Here is a 25,864-nt window from a genome sequence, read left to right on the forward strand (position 1 = left end):
GCGGAGATGTCAGAGATATCGGATACCAAGGCGCAGGTCCTGAACCTGACACGCACCTTCCACAAGGAGCAGGAGACCCGCGCCTTTGAAGCCGGGGTCACTCCGATCCTGCCCGCCTGGGCCGTCCTCGACGAGGAGGACCGCATCGCGCTCGTCGAGGCGGCGCTGGAGCTGCGCATCGCCGCCGGCGTGCGGTCCCGCAAGTTCGAGAGCGAGTTCGCGCGCTACTTCCGCCGCCGCAAGGCGCACATGGTCAACTCCGGCTCGTCGGCGAACCTGCTGGCGGTCGCGGCGCTGACCTCGCCCAAGCTGAAGGACGTGCGGCTGCGCCCCGGCGACGAGGCCATCACCGTCGGGGCCGGCTTCCCCACCACGGTCAACCCGCTCGTCCAGTACGGGCTGAAGCCGGTCTTCGTCGACATCGAGATGGGCACGTACAACGCCTCGCTCGAACAGATCGAGGCGGCGATCACCCCGCGCACCCGGCTCATCATGATCGCCCACGCGCTCGGCAACCCCTTCCCCGTCGCCGAGGTCGCCGAACTCGCCTCCCGGCACGGCATCTTCCTCATCGAGGACAACTGCGACGCGGTCGGCTCCACCTACCGGGGACGGCTCACCGGCACCTTCGGCGACCTCTCGACGGTCAGCTTCTACCCCGCCCACCACATCACCGCCGGCGAGGGCGGCTGCGTCCTCACCTCCAGCCTCGAACTCGCCCGGATCGTCGAGTCGATGCGGGACTGGGGCCGGGACTGCTGGTGCGAACCCGGCACGGACAACACCTGCCTCAAGCGGTTCGACTACCAGCTGGGCACCCTGCCGGCCGGGTACGACCACAAGTACATCTTCTCCCACGTCGGGTACAACCTGAAGGCGACCGACCTCCAGGGTGCCCTGGCGCTCAGCCAGATGCGCCGGATCGACGACTTCGGCCTCGCCCGCCGCCGCAACTGGCAGCGGCTCCACGACGGCCTCGCCGACGTGCCCGGCCTGCTGCTGCCCCGGGCCACCCCGGACAGCGACCCGAGCTGGTTCGGCTTCGTCCTCACCGTGCTGCCCGACGCCGCCTTCACCCGCCGCGAGCTCGTCGACTTCCTGGAGTCGCGCCGCATCGGCACCCGGCGGCTCTTCAGCGGCAACATCACCCGCCACCCCGCCTACCAGGACGTGGACTACCGGATCGTCGGCGAGCTGACCAACTGCGACACCGTCACCGAGGACACCTTCTGGATCGGCGTCCACCCGGGACTCACCGCCGAGATGATCGATTACGTCATCGGGTCCGTCACCGAGTTCTGCACGCGAAAGGGCTGATCACGTCATGACCGAACGTACCGTCAGGACCGCCGTCGTCACCGGTGCCACCAGCGGGATCGGGCTCGCCGTCGCCCGCCACCTGGCCGCCGACGGACACCGCGTCTTCCTCTGCGCCCGGGACGCCGACCGCGTCGCGCTCACCGCGAAGGAGCTGCGCGCCGAGGGGTACGAGGCGGACGGAGCCGCCTGCGACGTGCGGGACACGGACGCGATCGAGCGGCTGGTCGGCGCGGCCGTGGCGCGCTACGGACCGGTCGGCATCCTGGTCAACAACGCCGGCCGCAGCGGCGGCGGCGAGACCCACACGCTCACCGACGAGCTGTGGGACGACGTCATGGCCACCAACCTCGACAGCGTCTTCCGGTTCACCCGCGCCGTGCTCACCACCGGCGGGATGCGGGCGGGCGACTGGGGCCGGATCGTCAACATCGCCTCCACCGGCGGCAAGCAGGGCGTCGTCCTCGGCGCCCCCTACTCCGCCTCCAAGCACGGCGTCGTCGGCTTCACCAAGGCCCTCGGCCTGGAACTCGCCAAGACCGGGATCACGGTCAACGCGGTCTGCCCCGGCTACGTCGAGACGCCGATGGCGGTCCGCGTCCGCCAGGGATACGCCGCCGCCTGGGAGACCACCGAGGACGACGTCCTCGGCCGCTTCCAGGCCAAGATCCCGCTCGGCCGCTACACCACCCCCGACGAGGTCGCGGGGATGGTCGGCTACCTGCTGACCGACACGGCCGCTCCCGTCACCGCGCAGGCGATCAACGTCTGCGGCGGCCTCGGCAACTACTGAGGAGAGCCATGTCCGACGAGAACCCGCAGACCTCCGCCGCGCCCACCGTCCACGAGACCGTCCACGAGATCGAGGTGGACGCCCCCGCCGACGCGGTCTACGACCTGGTCGCCGACGCCGCCCGCTGGCCGGTCCACTTCCCGCCCAACCTCCACGTCGACGTCCTGGAGGGCGGCGGCGGGAAGGACGGGGTGGAGCGCCTGCGGATCTGGGCGACCGCCAACGGAGCCGTCAAGAACTGGACCTCCCGCCGCGAACTCGACCGCGCCGCACGCACGGTGACCTTCCGGCAGGAGCGGTCGCAGGCACCGGTGGCGAGCATGGGCGGCACCTGGCACATCGAACCGCTGGGGGAGGGGCGCAGCCGGGTGCGCTTCACCCACACCTTCACCGCGGTCGGCGACGACCCCGAGAACGTGGCCTGGATCCGCCGCGCCATCGACACCAACACCGCCTCCGAGCTCCAGGCCCTGCGCGCGGGCGCCGAGACGGCCGCCGACGGGCTCGTCCTCACCTTCGACGACACCGTGCGCGTCGCGGGATCCGCCAAGGACGCCTACGAGTTCATCCGCGCCGCCGACCGGTGGACCGAACGCCTGCCGCACGTCGCCCGGGTCTCGCTGACCGAGGACGTCCCCGGCGAGCAGATCCTGGAGATGGACACCCGTACGGCCGACGGCTCCACCCACACCACCACGTCCATACGGATCTGCTTCCCGGCCGAGCGGATCGTCTACAAACAGATCCACACCCCCGCCCTCATGGACGCCCACACCGGCGAGTGGATCTTCGAGGAGGACGGCGACGGCTGCGTCGTCACCTCCCGGCACACCGTGCGGATCGCCCCCGGCGCGGTGCGGGACGTCCTCGGACCGGACGCCGACGTCGCCCGCGCCCGTACGTTCGTCCGCGAGGCCCTCGGCCGCAACAGCCGGGCCACCCTCGGCCACGCGGCGGCCCACGCGGACGGCCTGCGCGCGGCCGGACCCGTCGGCCACGACGTGTACGTCTCCGTACAGCGGTTCTACGCCGAGCAGATGCGCCACCTCGACGAGGGCCGCGCGGAGGAGTGGGCGGCCACCTTCACCGAGGACGCCGTCTTCGGCCAGAACGCCGGCCCGGAGCCGGTCCGCGGCCGGACGGCCATCGCCGCCGCCGTCCGCGCCAACCAGGCGCGGCTCGCCGCGGACCCGCAGCAGCGCCGGCACGTGTTCGCCATGCTCACCGTGGACCCGGCCGGCGACGGCGCGGTCCGCGCCCGCTCGTACGCGCAGGTCCTGGTGACCCGGCCGGGCGGCCCGACCGTCCTGCACCTGAGCGCCGTCTGCGAGGACGAGCTGGTCCCGGCCGCCGGCGGCTGGGCGGTCCGGCACCGTCGGGTCGACCACGACGGCGCCTGACCCCCGCACGCACCCCGGGGCCGTACCGCCACGGCGGTACGGCCCCGGGTCGTCGCGGGAGGAGCCTCCCGCGAGGTGGCTCAGGCCGACGGGAGGGGACGGTCCAGGTACAGCCGCAGGTGCTCCGCCGTGTGCGAGTGCGGGGTGCGCAGCAGCTCGGCGGGCGTGCCGGTGAAGACGATCTCGCCCCCGGTGTTGCCGCCCTCGGGGCCGAGGTCGACGACCCAGTCCGCCTGGGCGACGACCGCCAGGTCGTGCTCGATGACGACGACCGTGTTGCCCCGGTCGACGATCCGGTTCAGCAGGCCGAGCAGCATGTCGATGTCCGACAGGTGCAGCCCGGTGGTCGGCTCGTCCAGGATGTAGACGGTGCCCGAGCCGGAGAGCCGGTCGGCGAGCTTGAGCCGCTGGCGCTCGCCGCCGGAGAGCGTCGCGAGCGACTGGCCGAGGCCGAGGTAGCCGATGCCGGTCTCCATCAGGGCTCCGACCCGGGTGCGCAGCGGCCCCGAGGGGAAGAACTCCGTGGCCTCCTCCGCGGACATCTCCAGCACGTCGGCGATGTTCTTGCCGCGCACGGTGTGGCGCAGCACCGACTCCTTGAAGCGGCGGCCCTCGCAGCTCTCGCAGTGGGTGGTGACCGGGTCCATGTAGGCGACCTCGGTGATGAGGACGCCACGGCCCTCGCACTCCTCGCAGGCGCCCTTGGAGTTGAAGCTGAAGAGGCTGGCGTCCTCGCCGCTCGCCTTGGCGAAGAGCTTGCGGATCGGGTCCATCAGCTTGAGGTAGCTGGCCGGGGTGGAGCGGGAGGAGCGCGCGATGGACGACTGGTCGACGAAGACCGCGTTCGGGTACTGCTCCCGGAAGGCGTGCGCGATCAGCGAGCTCTTGCCGGCCCCGGCGACGCCGGTGACGGCGGTGAGGACGCCGGCCGGGATCTCGGTGGAGACGTTCTTCAGGTTGTGCACGGTGGCGTCGCGGACCGGCAGGGTCCGGCCGAAGGGGCGGGGGGTCTCCTTGAGCCCGCCGATGCGCCGCAGGCCCCGCCCGGTGAGGGTGTCGGCCTCCGTCAGCTCGGCGTGGCTGCCCTCGAAGACGACCGTCCCGCCGTGCACGCCGGCCCGCGGGCCGATCTCGACGATGTGGTCGGCGACGGCCATGACGTCGGGGTCGTGCTCGACGACGAGGACGGTGTTGCCCTTGTCGCGCAGCGCCCGGATCAGCTCGTTGAGCCGGCTGACGTCCCGCGGGTGCAGACCGACGCTGGGCTCGTCGAAGATGTACGTGAGGCCGGTGAGTTCGCTGCCGAGGTGGTTGACGAGCTTCAGGCGCTGGCCCTCGCCGCCGGAGAGGCTGGAGGTGGAGCGGTCCAGGGTGAGGTAGCCGAGGCCGATCGACTCGATCTGCTCCAGCGTCTCGCGGATGGTGGTGACGAGGGGCGTGTCCAGCCGTTCCTGGAGGGCGGTGACGACCGTGATGAGGTCGCTGACCTGCATCCGGGTCCAGTCGGCGATGTTCCGGCCGTCGATCCGGGTGGCCAGGGCCTTCTGGTTGAGGCGGGCGCCGTCGCAGGTGGGGCAGCGGCCCTCGGTGAAGAACTCGGCCGCCGCGTCGCGGGCCGCCTTGCTCATGCCGGTCGAGTCGCGCTTGAGGTGGCGGCGGACGAAGCTGTCGACGAGCCCCTCGTACTTGAGGGCCAGGACGTTGCCGTTGGGGTAGGTGATCTCGACGGTGCCGCCGCTGCCGTAGAGGAGGGTGTGCAGCTCCTCCTCGGTGTAGTCGTCGATCCTCTTGTCGGCGTCGAGGCGCTCGTAGCGGGCGTAGAACTGCCAGCTGGTGCTGCCGACGGTGTGCCCGGGGACCCGGATGGCGCCCTCCGCGATGGACCGCGAGCGGTCGATCATCAGCTCGGGGTTGGCGCGGCGAGCGCGGCCGAGGCCCTCGCACTCGGGGCACATGCCCTTGGGGTCGTTGAAGGAGTACAGCCAGGTCTGGCCGAGGCCGTCGTTGCCGTGGTTGGCGAAGAGGACGCGCATCACCGTGTAGACGTCGGTGACGGTGCCGACGGTCGAGCGGGCGTTGCCGCCGAGGGGGCGCTGGTCGACGACGACCGGAGTGGTGATCTTCGTGACGGCGTCGACGTGCGGACGCTCGAACTTGGGGAGGTCGTGCCGGATGTTCCACGGGAAGGTGGCGTTGAGCTGCCGCTGGGCCTCCACGGCGACGGTGTCGAAGACCAGGGAGGACTTACCGGATCCGGAGACGCCGACGAAGACCGTGATCCGGTTCTTGGGGATGACGAGCGAGACGTTCTTGAGGTTGTTCTCCCGGGCACCGACGACCTGGATGCCCTCGTCCGGTGCGGTGGGCGGCGTCTGGTTCACGAATGGTCCTCTCTGCGTCGTATGACGTGGTGTCGTGGGGCGGACGCCGCGCGGTGCGGCGTCGCCGGCCCCCGGACTCATCGCAGCTGGTCGCGGACGGCCTTCAGCAGGCCGGGGTCCTGGGGGTCGACCGTGGGCGCGAAGCGGCCCACGGGGTGGCCGGCGGCGGAGACGAGGAACTTCTCGAAGTTCCAGCGCACGTCGCCGGTGTGGCCCTCCGCGTCGGTGAGCGGGGTGAGGGCCGTGTAGAGCGGATGCCGACCGGCTCCGTTGACCTCGGTCTTCTCCGTGTGGGGGAAGGTGATCCGGCGTACGGAGCACTGGGCGGCGATCTCCTCGGCGGTGCCCGGCTCCTGGGCGCCGAACTGGTTGCAGGGCACGCCGACGACGACGAGGCCGTCCGCCCGGTGCTCGTGCGCGAGCGCCTCCAGGGCGGGGTACTGCCCGGCGGCGAGCGCGCACCCGGAGGCGACGTTGACGACGAGCAGGGGAGCGCCCCGGTGGCGGGCGAGGAGGTCGGGGGTTCCGTCGAGTCCGGCGATCGGGATGTCGTGGAGGGTCATGTCCGCACGCTAGGCCGGGGCGGTCAGGTGTCGGTCGACTCCGCCTCGCGGGGCTCTCGGCTCCCGCTCGGCGGAGCGGTCCTCCCGGGCCCGTGTCGGGGGCCCGGGAGGCGGGGAGGGCGCGGGCCGTACGGGGGTGGCCGGCCCGCGCCCGTACGGGGTCCGCTACCGGCTCAGGGCGCGGTACTTGCGGACGGCCAGGGGGAAGAACACCAGGAAGATCAGGAGCGGCCAGACGAACGACATGAGCATGGCGTGCTCGGCGATCCAGGAGGTGCCCCCGACGCCCGGGTTCCCGAAGAGCTCCCGGGTGGCGTGGGCGGTGGAGGAGAGCGGGTTCCACTCGGCGATCGTGCCGAGCCAGCCCGGCATCATCTCCGGGGAGGCGAAGGTGTTGGCGACGATGCCGAGCGGGAAGAGCAGCGTGTAGACGGCGGAGGCGGCTTCCGGGGAGCTGATGACGAGGCCGAGGTAGATGCCGACCCAGAGCAGCGCGAACCGGAGCAGGAGCAGCAGGGCGAAGCCGCCGAGGGCCGGGGCGAAGCCGTCGTTCCAGCTCCAGCCGGCGACGGCGCCGCACCCCATGAGGATGACCAGGACCACGCTGCTGTACAGCATGTTCACGATGGACTGGCCGAGGACGACCGATCCGGCGGACATGGGCATGGAGCGGAAGCGGTCCGTGACGCCCTTGGAGGCGTCGGCGGTGACGCCGGCCATGGTCTCGCCGATGCCGAAGGCCATCGACATGACGAACATGCCGGGCATCAGGTAGTCCATGTAGTCCCCGCCGCCCTCGACCTGCATCCCGCTGCCGAAGATGCCGCCGAAGAGCAGCACCATCAGGATCGGGAAGGCCAGTCCGGCGAGGATCTGGGTGGGGTTGCGGGCCCAGTGGGAGAGCCCGCGGAGGGTGAGGGTCCAGGAGTCGGCGAGGATCCAGCCCAGCTTGGCGAGCGGGTTGGTCGGCACCTCGGGGGCGGTGATCGCGGTCATGAGGGGATGACCTCCTTGTCGCGCTGCTCGGCGTAGGAGGCCGATCCGTTGCCGGTCAGGCTGAGGAAGACCTCGTCGAGGGTCGGGCGGCGCAGGGCGATGTCCTCCGCCTCGATGCTGTTCTCGTCGAGGGCCCGGGCGACCGAGGTGAGGGCGGCGACCCGGTCCTGGACGACGGCGCCGACCCGGCGGTTGTCCGCGTCCGTGGCGGGGTCGGTGCCGAGGAGCGAGCCCATGATCCGGGCGGCGGCGTCGAGGTCGTGCGGCCTGCGGACCACGACCTCGATCCGGTCGCCGCCGAGCATGTTCTTCAGCTGGTCGGGGGTGCCGGTCTGGACGACCCGGCCGCCGTCGATCAGGGAGATCATGTCGGCGAGCTGGTCGGCCTCTTCGAGGTACTGCGTGGTGAGCAGGACGGTGCGCCCGTCGGCGACGAGGCCGCGGACGGACTCCCAGACGTCGTTGCGCCCCCGGGGGTCGAGGCCGGTGGTCGGCTCGTCGAGGAACAGGACGCCGGGGGCGAGGATGAGGCTGGCGGCGAGGTCGAGGCGGCGCCGCATGCCGCCGGAGTACTGCTTGGCCGGCTTGTTCCCGGCTTCGGTGAGACCGAAGCGCTCCAGCAGCTCGTCCGCGCGGAGCTGCGCGTTGCGCTTGCCGATGTGGTAGAGGCGGCCGAACATCACCAGGTTCTGACGGCCGCTCAGGTCCTCGTCGACGGCGGCGTGCTGGCCCAGGAGGCCGATCCGCTGCCGGACCTGGGCGGCCTGGGTGGCGACGTCGTAGCCGGCGACGCGGGCCGTCCCGCCGTCGGCCTTCAGCAGGGTGGACAGCACGCGGACCGCGGTGGTCTTTCCGGCGCCGTTGGGGCCGAGCAGGCCGTAGACCACGCCCCTCGGTACCTCTAAGTCGAATCCGGAGAGGGCCTCCTTGTCGCCGTATTTCTTCTTCAGAGCCTCGGTCTGGATCGCCAGATCGGCGTCAGCCATGCCCACCCCTTCTTTCAGGCAGTGCCTTCGGGTGCTCAAATTTGGGTACCCGCCGAGCATAGGGGAGGGCGCTCGGGATATTCAAGTTTTAGCAAGGTCGGGGCGGAAGCGCTCCTCCGGCCTCCCAGTGATCGCGGTGCGAGGCGTACCAGGCCACCGTCGCGGCCAGTTCGGCCTCCAGCGACCTGCGGGGCGCGTACCCCAGCTCGCGCCGGATCTTGGCGTCGTCCACCGCATACCGGAAGTCGTGCCCCTTGCGGTCCTCGACCCGCTCCACCAGGTCCCAGTCCCGGCCGCACAGCTCCAGCAGCAGGGCGGTCATCTCCCGGTTGCTCAGCGTGGTGCCGCCGCCCACGTTGTAGACCTCCCCGGCCCGGCCCCGTTCCAGCACCATCCGCACCGCCCGGCAGTGGTCGTCGACGTGCAGCCACTCCCGGAGGTTCGAGCCGTCCCCGTAGAGCGGCACCGGAAGCCCGTCCAGGAGCCGGGTGGCGAAGCGCGGGATCAGTTTCTCCGGATGCTGCCCGGGACCGTAGTTGTTGGCGCAGCGGGTGATCCGCACGTCGAGCCCGTGGGTGCGGGCGTACGCGCGGGCCAGGAGGTCGGCCGACGCCTTCGACGCCGCGTACGGAGAGTTGGGCAGCAGCGGCTCCTCCTCGGTCCACCGCCCCTCGGCGATCGACCCGTACACCTCGTCGGTGGAGACCTGGACGAAGACCCGGACCTCGTGCCGCAGCGCCGCGTCCAGCAACACCTGGGTGCCCAGCACGTTCGTGCGGACGAAGGCCTCGGCCCCCTCCACCGAGCGGTCCACGTGCGACTCCGCCGCGAAGTGCACCACGGCGTCGTGCCCCGGCACGACCTTGTCCAGCAGCGCCGCGTCGCCGATGTCGCCGCGGACGAAGTCCAGCCGGGGGTGCCCGAGGGGCAGGTTGTTCAGGGTGCCCGCGTACGTCAGCACGTCCAGCGCGGTCACCCGGTCGCCCTCCCGCCCCGGACCGCCGTCGTCCAGCAGCATGCGCGCGAAGTGCGAGCCGATGAAGCCGGCCGCGCCGGTCACCAGGATGTTCACACCCGTTCCCTCCTGTCGTACGGGGGGCGGGCGGAGGATCGCGTCCGCCCCGCCCGCACCGCCGTCTGGTCCGTCAGCGCCCGGCGGTCGCCGGACGGTGCCGCGCTGTCAACCGCTCGATGGCCGGCACCACTTCGTTCGGAGCCGGCGCCGTCAGCATCGACCGGCGCAGCCGCCGCGCCCCCTCCCGGTACGACGGGTCGTCCAGCACCCGGACGAGCTTGTCGCGGAGCACGTCCACGGTCAGCCCCTCCGAGTGCAGGTGCAGCCCGGCGCCCAGGTCCTCCAGACGCTGCGCCCGGTAGATGGCGTCCCACATCCAGCCGAGCGCCACCTGCGGCACGCCGTAGGCCGCCGCCGTCGCCCAGGTGCCCGCGCCGCCGTGGTGGACGATCGCCGAACAGGTCGGCAGCAGCGCCAGCATGGCGACGTGGTCCACCACCCTGATGTTGTCCGGCACCTTCGAGACCCCGGCCAGCTCGGTCTCGCTCAGGGTGGCGACGACCTCCACGTCCAGGTCGCCGACCGAGGCCAGCACCTCGTCCAGGTCGATCGCGTTCGGGAACTCCGTGTCCCGGATCGTCAGCCCCAGCGTCAGACAGACCCGGCGCCGCTCCGGCGGTTCGCGCAGCCACTCCGGGACGACGGCCGGACCGGGACCGTTGTACGGGACGTACCGCATGGGCAGCCGGGGCAGACCCAGCTCCATCCGCACCCCCGCGGGCATCTGGTCGACCGACCACTGCCCGGTGACGACCTCGGGGTCGAAGGCGGCCCCGTGCCGGTCGAGGGTGTACGCCAGCCACTCCTCCATCGGGTCGTCGCACAGCTCCGGCGGCAGCTCCGCCTGACGCCGGCGCAGCTCCAGGTGGGTGCGGGCGAACAGGTCGGGGAAGGCCAGCAGCCGGGCGTGCGCCGCCCCCGTCGCCTTGGCGGCGACCGCCCCGGCGAAGGTGAACGGCTCCCAGAGGACGAGGTCGGGCCGCCAGAAGCGGGCGAACTCCACGAGCCCGTCGATCATCGACTCGTTGTTGATCTGCGGGTAGAACGTCGACGTCAGGATCGCGTTGGAGGCCCGCAGGTAGTCGGTGCTCAGCCGCTCGTGCCGGTTCTCCAGGTAGTCGCGGTCCAGGTGGTGCAGGAGCATCCCGTGCCCGACGGTGCGGATGACGTCGTCCATGCGGTGGTCCTCGCCCACCGGCACGGCGGTCAGACCGGCCCGGGTGATGGACCCGATCGCACCGGGCTGGCCGGCGATCCGCACCTCGTGCCCGGCGGTGCGCAGCGCCCAGGCCAGCGGCACGATGCCGTTGAGATGGGCGTCCTGGGCGAACGCGGTCAGTAGTACGCGCACCGGGCGCCTCCTTCCGTGAGGGCCGACGGACGGACCGTGCGGCTGATGCGGTCCCGCACGCGGCCCACGCGGCTGCGGTGCCGTACGGGGTTCGTGCCGGGCGGGCGGCTGTGATCTCGTGCGTGGTTCGTGCGGTTCAGGCGGCTGTGGTCCCGTACGCGGTTCGTGCGGTTCGGGCCGGACACGCCGCTCACGCGGCTGAGGTCGCTCACGCGGCACATTCGGCCGAAGCCGGGAGCGCCGCTCCCGCCGCTCATGCGACGGGAAAGCGCAGCACGCCGCGCAGGACGGCGGAGCGGGCCCGGCGCAGCACCTCGGCGCCGATCCGCAGGTCGGGCCGCTGCTCGGCCAGGACGCGGACGGCCGCCTCGGTCTGGACCCGCACCAGGTCCGCCGTGACGGCGTCGGCCGGGCCGCCCGTCCGGGTCAGCGAGAGCTCCGCGGGGCGCTCCGGGTCGAAGGCGCCGGGGTCCGGGAAGGCCTCCGGGTCGCGGTTGGCCGCGTCGACCAGCACGACGACCCGCCGCCCCTCCTCGACGGTCTGCCCGTCGAGCTCGACGGCCTCACGGGCGATCCGGCTCTCGAAGCGGAGCGGCGGGGACAGCCGCAGCGCCTCCCGGACGGCCCCGGCCACCCGGGACGGGTCGCGGGTCAGGCGCTCCCACTGCCCGGGGTGCGCCAGGAGGGTCTCCACCGCGTTGCACACGGCGGTCGCGGTGGCCTCGACCCCGGCGACGACGGCGAGCACACCGATCGCGACGGCGTCCTCCGGGTCCGCCCCGGACAGCCCGGCGAGGCCGGTGGCGCGGCCCGAGGCGACCAGCGATCCCAGCTCCTCGGAGAGCGCGGTCTCGGCCTCCAGGAAGGCGCGGGCCACGGGGAGTTGCTGCGGGCAGTGACCGGCGTCGAAGGCGGTCGCCAGCCCGGCGTGCAGTGCGGCGAGCCGCTCCCGGCCGCCCGCCGGCAGCCCGAGGAGCTCGGCGACCACGGTCAGCGCGGCCGGGACGGCCAGGTCACGGTAGAGGTCGAACCGGGCCTCGGCGTCCGCGAGCGCCTCCCGGTAGGCCCGCTCCACGTCGGCGGTCCGGCCGGCCAGCGCCTCCGCGCCGAGGAGCGGGGCGGCGGTCCGGGCGAGCCGCTCGTACACGGCGGGTTCGAGGTTGAGGCGGGTGTCGTCGACGGGGACGACGTGGCAGAGCAGGGGGTTGTCCCAGACGTCCACGCCCGGGTGGTGCTGCGGGCCCTCCTCCGCGTGGCGCGCGGAGAAGCGGGGGTCGCCGAGGATCCGCGCGCCGAGCGCGTGGCTCGCGGTGACCCACGCGCCGGCCGCGCTCTCGTGCAGGCCCTGTTCGCGGGCGCGCTCGCCGTGGCGGAGCGGGTCGTCGTCGCCGGCGCGGAGGATGAGGGCGAAGGGGTCGCCCTGGGCGCCGAAGATGAACTGGACGCCTCGGATGGTCAGCAGGTGGCGGCCCAGCTCGCTGTTGGTCTGCTCGGTCAGCATGACACCGTCCTGGGAAGGGACCCTCGGGTCCGGGAAGGGGCAGGTCCGGTACGGGGGACTGGCCCGGAACGTCCCGCGGTCCGCGGGCCGTTCCGGTGCGGTGCACGGGAGGCGCGGAGGAGGGCGGGAAGGTCGCTCCCGACGCTAGCCACACCACCTCCAGGGGCACTCGACTCGGGCTACACGCCGGAGGGCCCGGCCGTCCGTCCGGGCGGGAGGCCTCCCGGCCGGAGCCGTTCCGCCGCGGCGCGCACGGCGGCGAGGTCGGCCTCGGGCGGGCCGGGCACGGACGGCAGCAGCGGCACCGTGACGGACCGGCCCGAGCGGACGGCCGGGTGACGGCGGGCCAGCTGCGAGAGGCCCTGGCCGGGGCCGGCCTCGACCAGGACGAGGTCCGGGCCGTCGAGGAGGCCGTCGAGGGCGGGCCAGAAGAGGACCGGGTCGACGGGCTGCCGGGACCAGAAGCCGGGCTCCTTCGCCTCGGCGACGGTCAGCGGGCGGGCGGTGTAGCCGGACACGACGGGGATCGCCGGATCGCCGACCGGCAGCGCGGCGATCCGGTCCTCGGAGCCCTCCATGGCCGGGGCGAGCGCGGGACTGTGGAAGGCCGTCGAGGCGGCCACCGGCCGCACCACGAATCCGGCGGCCCGCAGCTCCTCGGTGGTCGCCCGCAGCGGATCCGCGAGTCCGGCGAGGACGGTCTGCCGCACGGCGTTGACGGCCCCGACGACGACCCCGCCGCCGAGGTACGGGGCGAGCTCCTCGGGTGCGGCGGCGACCGCGACCATGCCGCCGGGCGGCGCGTCCGCGAGCCGGCCGACCCGGTCGTGGACGAGGGCGGCGGCGTCCCGCAGGGTGAAGATCCCGGAGAGGACGGCGGCGGCCACCTCGCCGATGCTGTGGCCGAGGAGGGCGACGGGGCGGACGCCCCAGTCCAGGACGAGTCGGCCGAGGGCGTGGTCGACGGCGAAGAGCAGCGGCTGCGAGCGGGTGACGTGGTCGACGACCGCGCTGTCCCGGCTGTTCAGCCAGTCCTCGCGCAGTCCGGTCGCCCGGCGGCCGAGCGGGCCGGGGGCGGCGAGCGCGTCGAGTGCCTCGTCCATGGCGTCGGTGAAGGCGGGCTCGACGCCGTACAGCCCGGCGGCCATGCGCACGTGCTGGGAGCCCTGCCCGGGCAGCAGCAGGGCCACGGGCCGGTCGTCCGGCGGTCCGGCGGTCCGCGCCGCGCGGTCGGTCATCGGTCCCTCCAGGTGGGCCGGGTGAGGATCTCGACGACGGCGCAGGACCAGCTGAAGCCGGCGCCGACGCCGAAGAGCAGGCAGGTGTCGCCGGGCCGGAGGGTGCCTCCGGAGGCGAGGTGGTCGAGACCGGCGAAGGGGTCCCCGGCGCCGAGGTGACCGACGGTGCGACTCCAGGACCAGGTGGTGCGCCCGGGGTCGATGCCGAACTTGGTGAGGTAGGCGACGTGGAGCCGGCGGTGGCCGAGGTGGGGCAGTACGAACCGGTCGATGTCGGCGAGCCCGAGTCCGGCCTCGGCCAGCGCCTGCTTGACCACCGTCTCCTGGGCGGCGGAGACCCGGGCGACGGCCGGGGAGGTGCCGTACCGGGCGAGGAAGTCCCGCTTGTGCGCCTCCAGGTCGACGACCGGCCGGTGGCCGAGCGGCGCGGCGGCGAAGGGGTCGTCGCCGCGGTGCATGCCCTCCAGGTCGGGCGCGGAGACGGTGGCGACGGAGCGGACCCGGGCGAAGCCGGAGTGCCGGGAGACGACGAGGGCGGTGCCGCCGTCGGCGTAGACCGTGCCGGGGTCGCTGCGCCAGCGGTCGAAGCCGGGCGGGCAGAAGCGGTCGCCCGTGGTGAGGAGGGCGCCGGACCGTCCCGGGTCGGCGGCGAGGTAGGCCCAGGCCAGGTCGAGGGCGGCCATGCCGCCGTTGGACACCTGGCCGATCTCCATCGCCGGGCAGTGGTTCCCGACGGAGTGGTGCTGGACGTACGAGGCGGGCGCCCAGATGTCGAACCCCTGGTGGTAGAAGCTCGCGTGCAGCACCAGGTCGATGTCGCCGGGACCGGCGTCGGCCCGCGCGAGCGCGGTACGGGCGGCCCGGGCCGCCATCTCGGGCCCGGCGTCGCCGGCCGAGACCGTGACCGACTCCATGCGGGTGGCGCGGGCGACGGCCGGGTCGCAGCGCCCGTCGGCGACCGCGTCCGCGATCCGTTCGGCGGGCGGCAGCCAGATCCCGGTTCCCCGGACGTACAGCTCTCCGCCGTTCACGCGGCGGCTCCGGCGGCGACGGCGCGGTCCGCGGAGCGGACGACCAGGGCGCTGTTGAAGCCGTGGTGGCCGCGGGCCAGCACCAGGGCGGCGGTGCCGGTGACCGGGCGCGGCCGGTCCGTGACCAGGTCGAGGCCGTACGCCTCGGGCACCCGGTCGACGCCGACGGTGGGCGGGGCCACGCCGTCGCGCAGGGCGAGCAGGGCGGTGACCACGTCGAGCGGTCCGGCGCCGGAGTAGAGACGGCCGGTGCCCGCCTTGGGCACGGTGACGGGCACGCCGCGGGGCCCGAAGACCTCGGTGAGCACGGTGGCCTCGGCGGCGTCGGCTCCGGGCAGGCCCGCGCCGTCGGCGAGGACGAGGGCGATCTCGCCGGGATCCGTACGGGCGTCGGCCAGGGCCTGTTCGACGGCGCGCCGCAGCGTCGGCGGGCGGCCGGATCCGGGGCGCGGGTCGAAGGTGGAGCCGAAGCCGGCGATCTCGCCGTACGGCCGGCGGCCGCGCTCGCGCGCGTGTCCGGCGCTCTCCAGGACGAGCATGGCGCCGCCCTCGCCGGGGAGGTGCCCGGCGGCGCGCCCGTCGAAGGGGCGGTACGCGCCGGTGCTGAGCCGCCCGCCGGCGAGCTGGGCGGCCATGCCGTACGGGCAGAGCGAGCTGTCCGTTCCCCCGGCGAGCATCAGCCGGGTGCCGGAGCGGATCTGGCGGCGCGCGTGGGCGATCACGTCGAGGCCGCCGGCCTGTTCGCCGACGTGGACGCCGGTGGGGCCGCTGAGGCCGTGCCGGATGGAGATCTGGCCGGTGTTGACGGCGTAGAACCAGGCGAAGGACATGTAGGCGCTGACCTTCTTGGGGGACTCCCCCCACAGGTGCTGGAGTTCACGCTGTCCGAAGCCGAAGCCGCCGGAGGAGCTCGCGGTCACGACGCCGCGTTCCAGCGGGGGAATGGCGTCGAGGTCGACGGCCGCGTCGGCGACGGCCCAGTCGGCCGCGGCGAGGGCGAACTGGGTCATCCGGTCGGTCTGCGGGACGAGCCGGCCGGGCAGGTGCTCGGCCGGGTCGAAGCCGGTGACCTCGCCCGCGTGCCGGGTGGGGTAGCGGCCGGGGTCGAAGGCGCGGATGCGGCGGATGCCGGACTCGCCGCGCAGGGTGGCCGCCCAGTAGCGGTCGAGTCCGAGGCCGGTGGGGGCGACGACCCCCATGCCGGTGACGACGACGCTCACGCGGTCCTCCCCTCGGGGAGCCGCAGGACCATGGCGCTCTGGAATCCCCCGAAGCCGCTGCCGACCGTGAGGGCGGTGTCCATGCGGGTCTCCCGGGCGTGCAACGGCACGTAGTCCAGGTCAAGTTCGGGGTCGGGATCGTGGAGGTTGGCGGTGGGCGGGATGACGCCGTGGGCGAGCGCGAGGGCGGTCGCGGCGACCTCGATGGAGCCGATGGCGCCCAGGGAGTGGCCGATCATCGACTTGATGGAGCTGACCGGGACGCGGGCGGCGTGGCTGCCCAGGGCCCGCTTGAGGGCGGCGGTCTCGTGCACGTCGTTCTGCCGGGTGGCGGTGCCGTGGGCGTTGACGTAGCCGAGGGCGTCGGCGGGGAGCCGGGCCTCGGCGAGCGCGTCGGTGACGGCGGCGGCCAGTTCCCGTCCGTCGGGGCGGAGTCCGGTCATGTGGTACGCGTTTCCGTGGGAGGCGTATCCGGCGATCTCGGCGTAGACGCGGGCGCCCCGGCGGCGGGCGGCGGTCAGCTCCTCCAGGACGAGGACGGCGGCGCCCTCGCCGAGGACGAAGCCGTTGCGGGTCCGGTCGAAGGGGCGGAGCGCGGTCGCCGGGTCGTCGTTGCGGGGAGAGGTGGCGCGGATGGCGTCGAAGCAGGCGACGGTGATCGGGGAGATCGGGGCGTCGGTCGCTCCCGCGATCATCACGTCGACCGCTCCCTCGCGGATGAGCGCGGCCGCGTGGCCGATCGAGTCGAGACCGGAGGTGCAGCCGGCCGAGACGACGGTGCAGGGTCCCTCGGCACCGGTGGCCCAGGCGAGTTCGGCCGCCATGGAGCTGGGCACGAACTGGTCGTAGAGGCGGCTGCCGGCGGCCGTGTGGTCGACCAGCCACTCCTGGCCGCCGCCGCTGAGGGCGAGGTACTCCTGCTCCAGCTTCTGGGTGCAGCCCACGGCGCTGCCCAGGCTGACGCCGGTGCGGTGGGCCCGGTCGGGGTCGGTGACGAGACCGCTGTCGGCGACCGCCTCCCGCAGCGCGGCGAGGGCGAACAGGGCCGCGCGGTCGAGCTGTTCGACGGACTCGCCGACGAGACCGTGCTCGACCGGGTCGAAGTCGCACTCGGCCGCGATCCGGGACCGGAAGGGGGCCGGGTCGAAGAGGCTGATGGTCCGGGTGGCGGTCCGCCCGGCGGTCACGGTGTCCCAGAACTGCTTGGTCCCGACGCCGCCGGGGGCGATCACGCCGATGCCGGTGAGGGCGACGCGCCGCGTCATCGGGTCTCCGCGGTGACGCTGCGGCGCTCGACGTAGAGGTTCGAGCTGCTGGTGCTGATCGCGCGCAGGGCCTGGGCGTGCGGGACGAACCCGGGCTCCGTGACGGCGGCGCGGAAGGCGGCCGGGTCGGCCCAGCGGGCGATGTTGACGTACCGGTCGGGCTCGTCGACGTGGCGGACGAGGGTGTAGCCGAGGAAGCCGGGCCGGTTCTCCAGGAACCGGGCGGTGCGGGCGAAGACCTCCTCGAACTCCTCGGGGGTCGTGTGGAGGGTGAAGCTGTTGACGAACGTGGCCGGGCCGCTCGTGGTGGGGCCGGGCCGCTCAGCTGACATGGCAGCGCTCTCCTCATCGTCCGGGAGTCCGGCGGCGACTGTGCCGGGGACGGAGCTGCCACCCTCGGCGACGTGGCTCGCGGGGCCCTAGCGGAGGCCTAGAAGACGGCTGGATGACGCCCTTGCGTCAGCGGCCGGCACGGCTCGCGGGAAGGGCGGTGCCGAGGTCGCGGCGCCATGCCTGGTGCAGTCCGGCGGCGGCGGCCATGCCGTTCCAGCCCGCCAGGTCGTCGGAGCGGTAGTGGACGATGTCGGCGCCGAGACGGCGGGGCAGGGCGCGGCCGGCGACGATCTCGCCGAGGGCGAGGCAGCCGGGCCCGCCGGTGGCCGCGGCGCCGGCCGTCCGGCCGGCGGGGGCGAGGCAGACGCCGCGGACGTCCGGGCGGGTGGTGCGGGGCGGGCGGGTGGTGCGGGTCTGGTCGATGAGGAGGGCGCCGGCGCTGAGCCGGTCGGCGCGGACCGGCGGGTGCCCGCCGGTGAGCACGACGACGTCGGCGTGCCGGGCCCCGGCGTGCGGGTCGTCGGTGGCGGTGACCGTGAGGCCGGTGTGCCGCGCGGCGGCGAGGGCGAAGTCCCCGGCGGCGTCCCGGTCGTGGCCGACGACGCGGACGACGGCGAGCGAGGGGAGGGCGCGGCGCAGCACGAGGAGGCAGGCCCACGCCCGCTCCCCGGCGCCGAAGAGACCGAGGGCGCGGGGGCCGGGCGGCGCCAGGTAGCGGGCCGCGAGGCCGGAGGGGACGGCGGCGCGCCAGTCGTCGAGGGCCCCGGCGTCGGCGAGGCCGAGGAGCGAGCCGTCGTCGCCGAGGACCAGTTCGACGCGGCCGTCGGCGGGGGCCGCCGGAGCGGGCGGCGAGGGATCGATCCGGATGGTGGAGCAACGGCCGAGGGGGCCGGGGGAGTCCGGTCGGACGGTGAGCCGCAACCCGCCGGAGGGGACGTCGACGAGGGTCTCGGCGCCGGGCTCGTGACGGGCTCCCAGGAGCAGTGCCTGGACGTCGGCGAAGCGTTCCTCGAGGAAGGTCTCGTCGTCGAAGACGTCGTCCACGTCCTGCGGGCTCAGCATGATCGGCACGGTGATGTCCTCCTGGGTCCGGCACCATGGGTGCACAAACTTGAGTACCACCTGACGTCGGGTCACTCCACCGGCGGGGTCGCCCCCGGCGCCTCAGGAGGCCGGATTCTCCCCGTACATCACGTACGCGCCCGCTTCCAGCCGGTCGATCAGACCCTGGGCCCACGCGGCCTGGCTCGCGGCGCTGTGCTCCCAGAGCCCGAGCAGCTCCCGCACGTGGGCGCGGTCCGGCTGCTCGCTCGCCGTCTCGTCGACCCGCTCGGCCACCCCGCCCTGCTCGGCCGAGAGCGACGCGATCCGCTCCTTCAGCAGCCCGACCGCCTCCTCGCGGCGCAGCGACGGCAGCAGGACGATCGCCGCCCCCAGCATGTCCGGGCGGTTGTTGCCCTGCCGCAGGGCGTCACGGAGCAGCCGGAGGAACTCCTCCTCGCCCGGCGGCGCCATCTCGTAGTCCACCCGGCCCGGCCATTCGGCGATGTCGGTGGAGGTCAGCAGCCCTTCCTTGGCCAGCTGACGCAGCGCGTGGTAGATCGAGCCGAACTTGATGTGGGCCCACTCGTCCGCGCCCCAGGAGAGCAGCTCGGAACGGACCAGATAGCCGTGTGCCTTGCCGTGCATCCGCACGACCCCGAGGACCAGCAATCGTGTGGCTGACATGGTCTCCCTGCTGCGTGTCCGACGTGATTCCGGCGCGGGACCGGAACCGGCACTCCGCTCGTGGCCGGAGGGCGCCGACCGGACTCCACGGTAGTGCATGACCTGCTGTTCTCCGGTCGGCGGGGAGGGGGAGAAGCCCCGCGCGGGCCCCCGGTCGAGTGCCCCTGCAACGACTCTCGACCACCGTACGAGGAAGCGGGCCGAGGGTGGTGCGGACGTTGGAAACAGACAGGTCTTCGCCGGAACAGGGGTAGGGATGCGGGTACTCTTCACCACCTTCGCCGCCAAGTCGCACATGCACGCGCAGGTGTCTCTGGCCTGGGCCCTGCGGGCCGCGGGACACGACGTCCGGATCGCGAGCCATCCCGATCTCGCCGAGGAGATCACCAAGACCGGGCTGACCGCCGTCGGCGTCGGCGAGGAGCTCCACCTCGACGAGCAGATGCAGGAGACCCAGGAGAACATCGGGCAGGACGTCGACCAGCTGGAGAGCCAGGCACAGGTCGGACTCGACATGAGCGAGACCCGCCCGGAACGCCTCACCTGGGACTACACGCTCGGCGTCTTCACCGCCATGACCTCCGTGGTCTTCCAGAACTGCTGCTCCGACCGGATGGTCGACGAGCTCGTCGAGCACTGCCGCTCCTGGAAGCCCGACCTCGTCCTCTGGGACACCATGACCTTCGCGGGCGCCATCGCCGCCCTCGCCACCGGCACCGCCCACGGCCGGGTCCTCTTCGGCATGGACCTGGCCGGCAACATGCGCCGGACTTTCCTGGACCAGCTCGCCGCCCGGCCGCCGGAGCAGCGCGACGACCCGCTCCGCGAATGGCTCACCTGGAGCCTGGAGCGGCACGGAGCCTCCTTCGAGGAGGCCGCGGTCACCGGCGACTTCACCGTGTGCCCGATGCCCCAGTCGATGCGCCTCCCCGTCGACCTGGACTACGTGCCGATGCGGTACGTGCCGTACAACGGCCAGTCGACGGTGCCGCGGTGGCTCCAGGAACCGCCGAAGCGCGGCCGCCGCGTCTGCCTCACCCTCGGCGTCGCCCACCGCGAGGTCCTCGGCGCCGACCGGGCCTCCATCGGCGACCTGCTGGAGGCGGTCGCCGGACTCGACGACGTCGAGGTCGTCGCCACCCTCGACGAGAACCAGCTCAAAGACCTCGACACCGTCCCCGACAACGTCCGGGCCGTCGACTTCGTGCCGCTCGACGCCCTCCTGCCGACCTGCGACGCGGTCATCCACCACGGTGGCTCCGGCAGCTTCGGCACCGCCATGATCCACGGTGTCCCGCAGCTCATCGTCGTCGACGGCGTCTGGGACACCATCAACAAGGCCCGCCACCTCGACGCCACCGGCACCGGCCTCTACGTCCCGGGCAAGCTCAGCGCCAAGGGCCTGCGCGAGCTGCTCGTCCGGCTCCTAGAGGAGCCGGAGTTCAAGCGCAACGCCATGGCGCTCCGGCGCGAGGCGCTCGCCGCCCCCGCACCGGCCCAGGTGGTCCCGACCCTGGAGCGCCTCGCCGTCGAGCACCGCCGCCGGTGACCGGCCCGGCCGCACACCCCGCGGCGACCCCGCAGCCCACCACACATCCGACGACCCCCCGGACGGTGAACCGAACGATGCAGGTACGAAGTCTCCAGGTCGAGGGGGCGTACGAGTTCACCCCCCGCCAATTCGCCGACCAGCGCGGCCTCTTCGTCTCCCCCTTCCAGCAGGAGGCCTTCGCCGAGGCACTCGGGCGGCCCGGCTTCCCCGTCGCCCAGACGAACCACAGCGTCTCCCGCCGCGGCACCATCCGCGGCATCCACTTCACGGTGACCCCGCCCGGCACCGCCAAGTACGTGTACTGCGCGCGCGGCCGGGCCGTCGACATCGTGGTCGACCTGCGGGTCGGCTCGCCCACCTTCGGCCGCTGGGACGCGGTCGAGATGGACCAGCGCCACTTCCGCGCCTCGTACTTCCCGGTCGGCGTCGGCCACGCCTTCGTCGCGCTGGAGGACGACACCGTGATGTCCTACATGCTCACCGGCGCCTACGTCGCCGAGCACGAACTCGCCCTCGACGTCTTCGACGAGGACCTCGGCATCATCCTCCCCTCCGGACTCGACGTCGTGCAGTCGGACCGCGACCGGGAGGCCCTCTCCTTCGCCGAGGCCCGCGACAAGGGCGTCCTCCCCGACTACGCCGCCTCCCGCGCGGTCGAGGACCAGCTCTGGTCCTCCGGCCCCGGCGGCCCGCGCTGAGCGCCCCGGTGGAAGCCGACCCGAGGGGCGGACCCGCCGGCACGGTCGTGGTGCTCGGTGCCACCGGATCCGTCGGGCGCACCGTGTGCGCCGCACTCCACCGGACCGGGCACCGGGTGCTCGCCGTCGCCCGCCGCCCCGCCCCGCACCTCCGCGCCCACCCCTTCACCCCCCTCGACGTCGCCACCGCCGCGCCCGGCCGGCTCGCCGCCCTCCTCGACGAGCACGGGGCGACGGCCGTCGTCAACGCCACCGGCGGCTGGGGCACCACCGCCGACCAGATGCGCAGCGCCCACGTCGACCTGCCGGAACGGCTCGCCGCAGGCTGCGCGGCGACCGGCCGGCTGCTGCGCGTCGTCCAGATCGGCTCGATCCACGAGTACGGCCCCGTCGAGGACGGCGTCCTCATCGCGGAGGACCGCGCCCCCGGACCGCTGACCCCGTACGGCGTCACCAAGCGCGCCGGCTCCGAGCACCTGCTCGCCGAGTCGCGCGCCGGCCGGATCGACGCGCTCGTCCTGCGGGCGGTCAACGTCTGCGGGCCGCACACCACCACCGCGAGCTTCCTCGGCGTCGTCGCGGAGCGGCTGCGCGCCCTCGCCCCCGGCGGGACGCTCACCCTCGACGTGGCCGAAGCCCGCCGCGACTTCGTCGACGTGCGGGACCTGGCCGGGGCGGCGGTCGCCGCGGTGGCCGCGCCCGGCCGGAGCCGGGTGGTCAACATCGGACGCGGGGAGGCGGTGCCCATGACCGAGCTCGTCGACGTCCTCGTCAAGGTGTCGGGCGTCGACCCCGCCGCCGTGCGGCTGCGCCCGGCGGCCGTCGCCAGCAAGGGCGGCAGCTGGACCTGCGCCGACATCGGCCTGGCCGCCGACCTGCTCGGCTGGCGGCCGCGCATCCCGCTCGACGCGTCGTTGCGCGCGATGTGGGACGCGGCGGGGGACGCCGAGCCGCCGGGAGGGACCGGATGAACCGGACGTACGCGCGCGCAGAGACCGGACGGACCCGCCCGAGGAGGCTCCGATGAACGCCCCCCATCCCGTCCCCCGTGCCGGTACGGGGGCGTCGCGCGCGGAGGCCGCGCGGCGGATCGACGCCTCCGCGCGGGTGCGCGGCGCAGGGCCGCTCGGCGATCTGTCGGACTTCCCCGACTGGTTCGCCGGCCACGCCCGCAGGGCGTACACCCGGATCGAGCGGGTCGGACTCGACGAGCTGGACGGCTGGGTCACCGACCCGGCCACCGGCGACCTCGGCCACCACACGGGCCGCTTCTTCACCGTGCACGGACTGGCGGTGGAGCACCCGGGCGCGGCGGTGCCCCGCTGGACCCAGCCGATCATCCTCCAGCCCGAGATCGGCATCCTCGGCCTGCTCGTCAGCCGGATCGACGGGGTCCTGCACGCCCTCGTCCAGGCCAAGGTCGAACCCGGCAACGCCAACGGGCTCCAGGTGTCCCCGACCGTGCAGGCCACCCGCAGCAACTACACGCGGGTGCACCAGGGCCTGGCCGTGCCCTACGTGGAGCACTTCCTCGACGCGCACCGGCGCCCCGGCGTGCTGGCCGACGTGCGCCAGTCCGAGCAGGGCTCGTGGTTCTACCGCAAGCGCAACCGCAACATGGTGGTCGAGCTGCCGGAGCCGGTCGAGGCCCGCGAGGGCTACCGCTGGCTGACGATCGGCCAGGTCCACGAGCTGCTGGGGCGCGAGGACACCGTCAACATGGACAGCCGGACCGTGCTGTCCTGCCTGCCCTTCACCGGGCCCGGCACGGAGGCGGACGACGAGCCCGACCCCTTCCGGCGGGCGCTGCGGCGCTCCGGCGACCCCGCCGCGGGCAGCCTCCACCCCCTGGAGGAGATCCTCGGCTGGATCACCGACCGGCGGGCCGGCGGCGATCTGACCGTCCGCCGGATCCCGCTGGACGACCTCACCGGATGGACCCGCGACAAGCACCGGATACGCCACGACGACGGCGCCTTCTTCGACGTCATCGGGGTCCGGGTGGAGGCCGGCGGGCGCGAGGTGCGGCAGTGGAACCAGCCGATGATCGAACCGGTGGGCCGGGGCGTCATCGCGTTCCTGGTCCGGCGGATCGACGGGGTCCTGCACGTCCTGGTCCACGCGCGCGTGGAGCCCGGGTTCACCGACGTGGTGGAGCTGGGACCGACCGTGCAGTGCGTGCCGGAGAGCTACGCCGGCCTCCCGGAGGGCTCCCTGCCACGCTTCCTGGACACCGTGCTGGGCGCGGGGCCCGGGGCGGTGCGGTACGACACGGTCCTCTCGGAGGAGGGCGGCCGCTTCCACCGGGCGCTCAACCGGTACCTGGTCGTCGAGGCCCCGGACGGCCTCGACACCGCCTCGCCCGACCACCGCTGGGTCACCCTGCACCAGCTGTCGGACCTGCTGCGGCACAGCCACTACGTCAACGTGCAGGCCCGGAGCCTGATCGCCTGCCTGCACAGCCTCTACCACGCCGGCTGAGCCCGGCGGCCGCACGCGCGCGTGTCCCGGTGGGCGGGGAGCCCACCGGGACACGCGCGCACCGGGCCCGGACCGGGGAGACCGGCCGGGCGCCGGTCAGAGTCCGGCGACGACCTCGCGGATCGCCCCGATGACCTTCTCCTGGGTGTGGAGCGGCAGCGACGGGTACATCGGCAGCGAGAAGATCTCCTCCGCCAGCCGCTCGGTCACCGGCAGACTGCCCTCCGCGTAGCCGAGGTGGGCGAAGCCCGTCATGCGGTGCACCGGCCACGGGTAGCTGATGTTCAGCTCGATGTCGTAGTCCTTGAGGCGCTCGATGATCCGGTCCCGCTCGGGGTGGCGGACCACGTGGACATAGTGGACGTGATCGTTTCCCACCGCGTTCGAGGGGAGGACCAGACCGGTGCCGGCCAGCCCCTCCTCGTAGCGGCGCGCCACGGCGCGCCGGCCCTCGACGTAGGCGTCGAGGCGGCGGAGCTTGCGGCGGAGGATCTCCGCCTGGACCTCGTCGAGCCTGCTGTTGTGTCCCGGGGTGCCGACAACGTAGTACCGCTCCTCCATGCCGTAGTAGCGCAGCCGGCGCAGCGCCGCCGCCACGTCCGCGTCGCGGGTCAGGACGGCGCCCGCGTCGCCGTAGGCGCCGAGCACCTTCGTCGGGTAGAAGGAGAAGGCGGCGGCGTCGCCCATGGTGCCGGCGAGCCGGCCGTGGTGCCGGGCGCCGTGGGCCTGCGCGCAGTCCTCCAGGACCTTGATGCCGTGCCGGGCGGCGAGTTCGGTGACCGGGGTCATGTCGACGCACTGCCCGTAGAGGTGGACGGGGACGATCGCGGAGGTCCTCTCCGTGATCACGCCGGCGAGCTGGTCGGTGCGCATGAGGTAGTCCTCCTCGCGCACGTCCACGAAGACCGGGGTGGCGCCGACCGCGTCGATCGCGAGCACGGTCGGGGCCGCCGTGTTGGCGACGGTGACGACCTCGTCCCCGGGCTTCACGCCGAGCGCCTGGAGACCGAGGACGAGGGCGTTGGTGCCGTTGTCCACGCCCACGCAGTGCTCCACGCCGTGGTGGGCGGCGAACTCCCGCTCGAAACCGTCGACGGAGGCGCCGAGGACGAGCCGCCCGGAGCTGAAGACGGTGTCGACGGCGTCGAGGATCTCCTCGCGCTCCGCCGCGTACTCCCGCAGGTAGTCCCAGACGTACGTGGTCATCGCCCGCCCTCCTTGACGCCGACGAACAGGCCGCGGCCGGTCGGGTCGCCCGGCCGGTACTCGACGGAGCAGCCCGCCTCGCGGAAGGCCGACTCGTACTCCTCGCGCGTGAAGAGGGTGAGGACGTCGATCTCGGTGAAGGTGCGGATGCCGTCGGGTTCGCCGACGAGGAAGCGCACCTCCATCCGGGTCGCCCGCCCCTGGAGCGTGGAGTGCGAGATCCGCGCCACGGTCCGGTCGCCCTCGCGCGCCAGGTCCCCGGCGACGAAGCCCTCGGAGAACTGCTCGGGGAACCACCAGGGTTCGACGACGAGCACACCGCCCGGTCCGAGGTGGCGGCCCATCGACGCGATCGCCGCCCGCATCTCCTCGACGCTCCCGAGGTAGCCGATCGCGCAGAACATGCAGGTCACGACCGAATAGGTGCGCCCCAGGTCGAAGTCGCGCATGTCGCCCTCGTGGATGGTCAGTCCGGGCCTGCGGCGCAGCGCGAGGTCCCGCATCGGGGCGGCGATCTCCAGCCCCTCCGCGGTCGTGAAGAGGGTGCTGAAGGGGCCCAGGTGGGCCGCGGTGCCGCAGGCCACGTCGAGCAGCGAGTCGGCGTCCGGGGCGTGGTCGCGGGCCAGTTTCGCGACGGCCTCGGCCTCGGCGGCCCAGTCCTTGCCCCGGCTGCGGTAGACCGTCTCGTAGACCTCGGCCAGGTCCGTGCTGTACATGCGGTTCTCCTCGGGTCGACTGCGGTGCACGGC

The 25,864-nt window shown here is 73.5% G+C and carries 23 protein-coding genes; 7 read left to right on the forward strand and 16 right to left on the reverse strand.

Going from position 1 to position 25,864, the window contains the following annotated elements; all coding sequences use genetic code 11:
• Positions 1 to 6: 6 nt before the first annotated feature.
• The 3 genes from rfbH to ACFYXU_RS14230 are packed head-to-tail and all read left to right on the forward strand — an operon-like array spanning position 7 to position 3,510.
• Entirely contained in the window at positions 7 to 1,317 is a 1,311-nt protein-coding gene (gene rfbH / locus ACFYXU_RS14220) for a lipopolysaccharide biosynthesis protein RfbH (protein ID WP_389406500.1), read from the forward strand.
• Positions 1,318 to 1,324: 7 nt separating this feature from the next.
• Positions 1,325 to 2,110 carry an SDR family NAD(P)-dependent oxidoreductase gene (locus ACFYXU_RS14225; protein WP_389406501.1) on the forward strand — a complete coding sequence of 262 codons (786 nt, stop codon included), beginning with the start codon at positions 1,325 to 1,327 and terminating at the stop codon, positions 2,108 to 2,110.
• Between the two features lie 8 nt (positions 2,111 to 2,118).
• Complete coding sequence (locus tag ACFYXU_RS14230; RefSeq protein ID WP_389457799.1) at positions 2,119 to 3,510, forward strand: nuclear transport factor 2 family protein; 1,392 nt, start codon at positions 2,119 to 2,121, stop codon at positions 3,508 to 3,510.
• A gap of 80 nt (positions 3,511 to 3,590) precedes the next feature.
• Here ACFYXU_RS14230 and ACFYXU_RS14235 read toward each other — a convergent pair whose 3' ends face one another.
• From ACFYXU_RS14235 to ACFYXU_RS14300, 14 genes are all read right to left on the reverse strand, one after another.
• The gene (locus ACFYXU_RS14235) at positions 3,591 to 5,891 is read right to left on the reverse strand and encodes an ATP-binding cassette domain-containing protein (protein WP_389457801.1); all 2,301 of its coding nucleotides are present in this window, start codon (positions 5,889 to 5,891) and stop codon (positions 3,591 to 3,593) included.
• A gap of 77 nt (positions 5,892 to 5,968) precedes the next feature.
• A complete protein-coding gene (locus ACFYXU_RS14240; RefSeq protein WP_329849292.1) occupies positions 5,969 to 6,454 on the reverse strand; it encodes a glutathione peroxidase in 486 nt (161 codons plus the stop codon).
• Between the two features lie 165 nt (positions 6,455 to 6,619).
• Positions 6,620 to 7,450, reverse strand: coding sequence for an ABC transporter permease (locus ACFYXU_RS14245; protein ID WP_376516912.1), 831 nt, complete (start codon positions 7,448 to 7,450; stop codon positions 6,620 to 6,622).
• Positions 7,447 to 8,436: an ATP-binding cassette domain-containing protein gene (locus ACFYXU_RS14250; RefSeq protein ID WP_389406504.1), complete on the reverse strand. Its 990-nt coding sequence runs from the start codon at positions 8,434 to 8,436 to the stop codon at positions 7,447 to 7,449. The genes ACFYXU_RS14245 and ACFYXU_RS14250 overlap by 4 nt, the downstream gene beginning before the upstream one ends.
• A gap of 88 nt (positions 8,437 to 8,524) precedes the next feature.
• The gene (gene rfbB, locus ACFYXU_RS14255; RefSeq protein WP_389457803.1) at positions 8,525 to 9,508 is read right to left on the reverse strand and encodes a dTDP-glucose 4,6-dehydratase; all 984 of its coding nucleotides are present in this window, start codon (positions 9,506 to 9,508) and stop codon (positions 8,525 to 8,527) included.
• Between the two features lie 73 nt (positions 9,509 to 9,581).
• A complete protein-coding gene (locus ACFYXU_RS14260) occupies positions 9,582 to 10,862 on the reverse strand; it encodes an activator-dependent family glycosyltransferase (RefSeq protein ID WP_376516907.1) in 1,281 nt (426 codons plus the stop codon).
• Between the two features lie 253 nt (positions 10,863 to 11,115).
• Positions 11,116 to 12,363, reverse strand: a complete 1,248-nt coding sequence (locus ACFYXU_RS14265) for a P450-derived glycosyltransferase activator (protein WP_389406506.1) — start codon at positions 12,361 to 12,363, stop codon at positions 11,116 to 11,118.
• Between the two features lie 179 nt (positions 12,364 to 12,542).
• Complete coding sequence (locus ACFYXU_RS14270; RefSeq protein ID WP_389457805.1) at positions 12,543 to 13,601, reverse strand: acyltransferase domain-containing protein; 1,059 nt, start codon at positions 13,599 to 13,601, stop codon at positions 12,543 to 12,545.
• Positions 13,598 to 14,632: a ketoacyl-ACP synthase III family protein gene (locus ACFYXU_RS14275; protein ID WP_376517423.1), complete on the reverse strand. Its 1,035-nt coding sequence runs from the start codon at positions 14,630 to 14,632 to the stop codon at positions 13,598 to 13,600. The genes ACFYXU_RS14270 and ACFYXU_RS14275 overlap by 4 nt, the downstream gene beginning before the upstream one ends.
• A complete protein-coding gene (locus tag ACFYXU_RS14280) occupies positions 14,629 to 15,852 on the reverse strand; it encodes a ketosynthase chain-length factor (RefSeq protein ID WP_389457807.1) in 1,224 nt (407 codons plus the stop codon). The genes ACFYXU_RS14275 and ACFYXU_RS14280 overlap by 4 nt, the downstream gene beginning before the upstream one ends.
• Entirely contained in the window at positions 15,849 to 17,117 is a 1,269-nt protein-coding gene (locus ACFYXU_RS14285; RefSeq protein ID WP_376517426.1) for a beta-ketoacyl-[acyl-carrier-protein] synthase family protein, read from the reverse strand. The genes ACFYXU_RS14280 and ACFYXU_RS14285 overlap by 4 nt, the downstream gene beginning before the upstream one ends.
• Positions 17,114 to 17,449, reverse strand: a complete 336-nt coding sequence (locus tag ACFYXU_RS14290; RefSeq protein WP_329849305.1) for an antibiotic biosynthesis monooxygenase family protein — start codon at positions 17,447 to 17,449, stop codon at positions 17,114 to 17,116. Before ACFYXU_RS14290 ends, ACFYXU_RS14285 begins: the two co-directional genes overlap by 4 nt.
• Positions 17,450 to 17,576: 127 nt before the next feature.
• Positions 17,577 to 18,512 carry a hypothetical protein gene (locus ACFYXU_RS14295; RefSeq protein WP_389457809.1) on the reverse strand — a complete coding sequence of 312 codons (936 nt, stop codon included), beginning with the start codon at positions 18,510 to 18,512 and terminating at the stop codon, positions 17,577 to 17,579.
• A 102-nt stretch (positions 18,513 to 18,614) separates the two neighbouring features.
• Complete coding sequence (locus tag ACFYXU_RS14300; RefSeq protein WP_329849309.1) at positions 18,615 to 19,178, reverse strand: PadR family transcriptional regulator; 564 nt, start codon at positions 19,176 to 19,178, stop codon at positions 18,615 to 18,617.
• Between the two features lie 256 nt (positions 19,179 to 19,434).
• Here ACFYXU_RS14300 and ACFYXU_RS14305 point away from each other — a divergent pair, with 256 nt between their 5' ends.
• The 4 genes from ACFYXU_RS14305 (at position 19,435) to ACFYXU_RS14320 (ending at position 23,909) form a co-directional block, all read left to right on the forward strand.
• Complete coding sequence (locus ACFYXU_RS14305) at positions 19,435 to 20,727, forward strand: activator-dependent family glycosyltransferase (protein WP_389406511.1); 1,293 nt, start codon at positions 19,435 to 19,437, stop codon at positions 20,725 to 20,727.
• 77 nt (positions 20,728 to 20,804) lie between these two features.
• Complete coding sequence (locus tag ACFYXU_RS14310; protein ID WP_389457812.1) at positions 20,805 to 21,428, forward strand: dTDP-4-dehydrorhamnose 3,5-epimerase family protein; 624 nt, start codon at positions 20,805 to 20,807, stop codon at positions 21,426 to 21,428.
• A gap of 8 nt (positions 21,429 to 21,436) precedes the next feature.
• Positions 21,437 to 22,399, forward strand: a complete 963-nt coding sequence (locus ACFYXU_RS14315; RefSeq protein WP_376517434.1) for an NAD-dependent epimerase/dehydratase family protein — start codon at positions 21,437 to 21,439, stop codon at positions 22,397 to 22,399.
• Positions 22,400 to 22,451: 52 nt separating this feature from the next.
• The gene (locus ACFYXU_RS14320; RefSeq protein ID WP_389457814.1) at positions 22,452 to 23,909 is read left to right on the forward strand and encodes an NDP-hexose 2,3-dehydratase family protein; all 1,458 of its coding nucleotides are present in this window, start codon (positions 22,452 to 22,454) and stop codon (positions 23,907 to 23,909) included.
• 96 nt (positions 23,910 to 24,005) lie between these two features.
• Here ACFYXU_RS14320 and ACFYXU_RS14325 read toward each other — a convergent pair whose 3' ends face one another.
• Positions 24,006 to 25,115 (reverse strand): DegT/DnrJ/EryC1/StrS family aminotransferase, encoded by a 1,110-nt coding sequence (locus ACFYXU_RS14325; RefSeq protein ID WP_389457816.1) that lies wholly within the window; start codon positions 25,113 to 25,115, stop codon positions 24,006 to 24,008.
• Entirely contained in the window at positions 25,112 to 25,831 is a 720-nt protein-coding gene (locus tag ACFYXU_RS14330) for a class I SAM-dependent methyltransferase (RefSeq protein WP_376517044.1), read from the reverse strand. Before ACFYXU_RS14330 ends, ACFYXU_RS14325 begins: the two co-directional genes overlap by 4 nt.
• Between the last annotated feature and the right edge of the window lie 33 nt (positions 25,832 to 25,864).

The sequence above is a fragment of the Streptomyces sp. NPDC002232 genome (genome assembly GCF_042890295.1).
Lineage (GTDB): Bacteria > Actinomycetota > Actinomycetes > Streptomycetales > Streptomycetaceae > Streptomyces.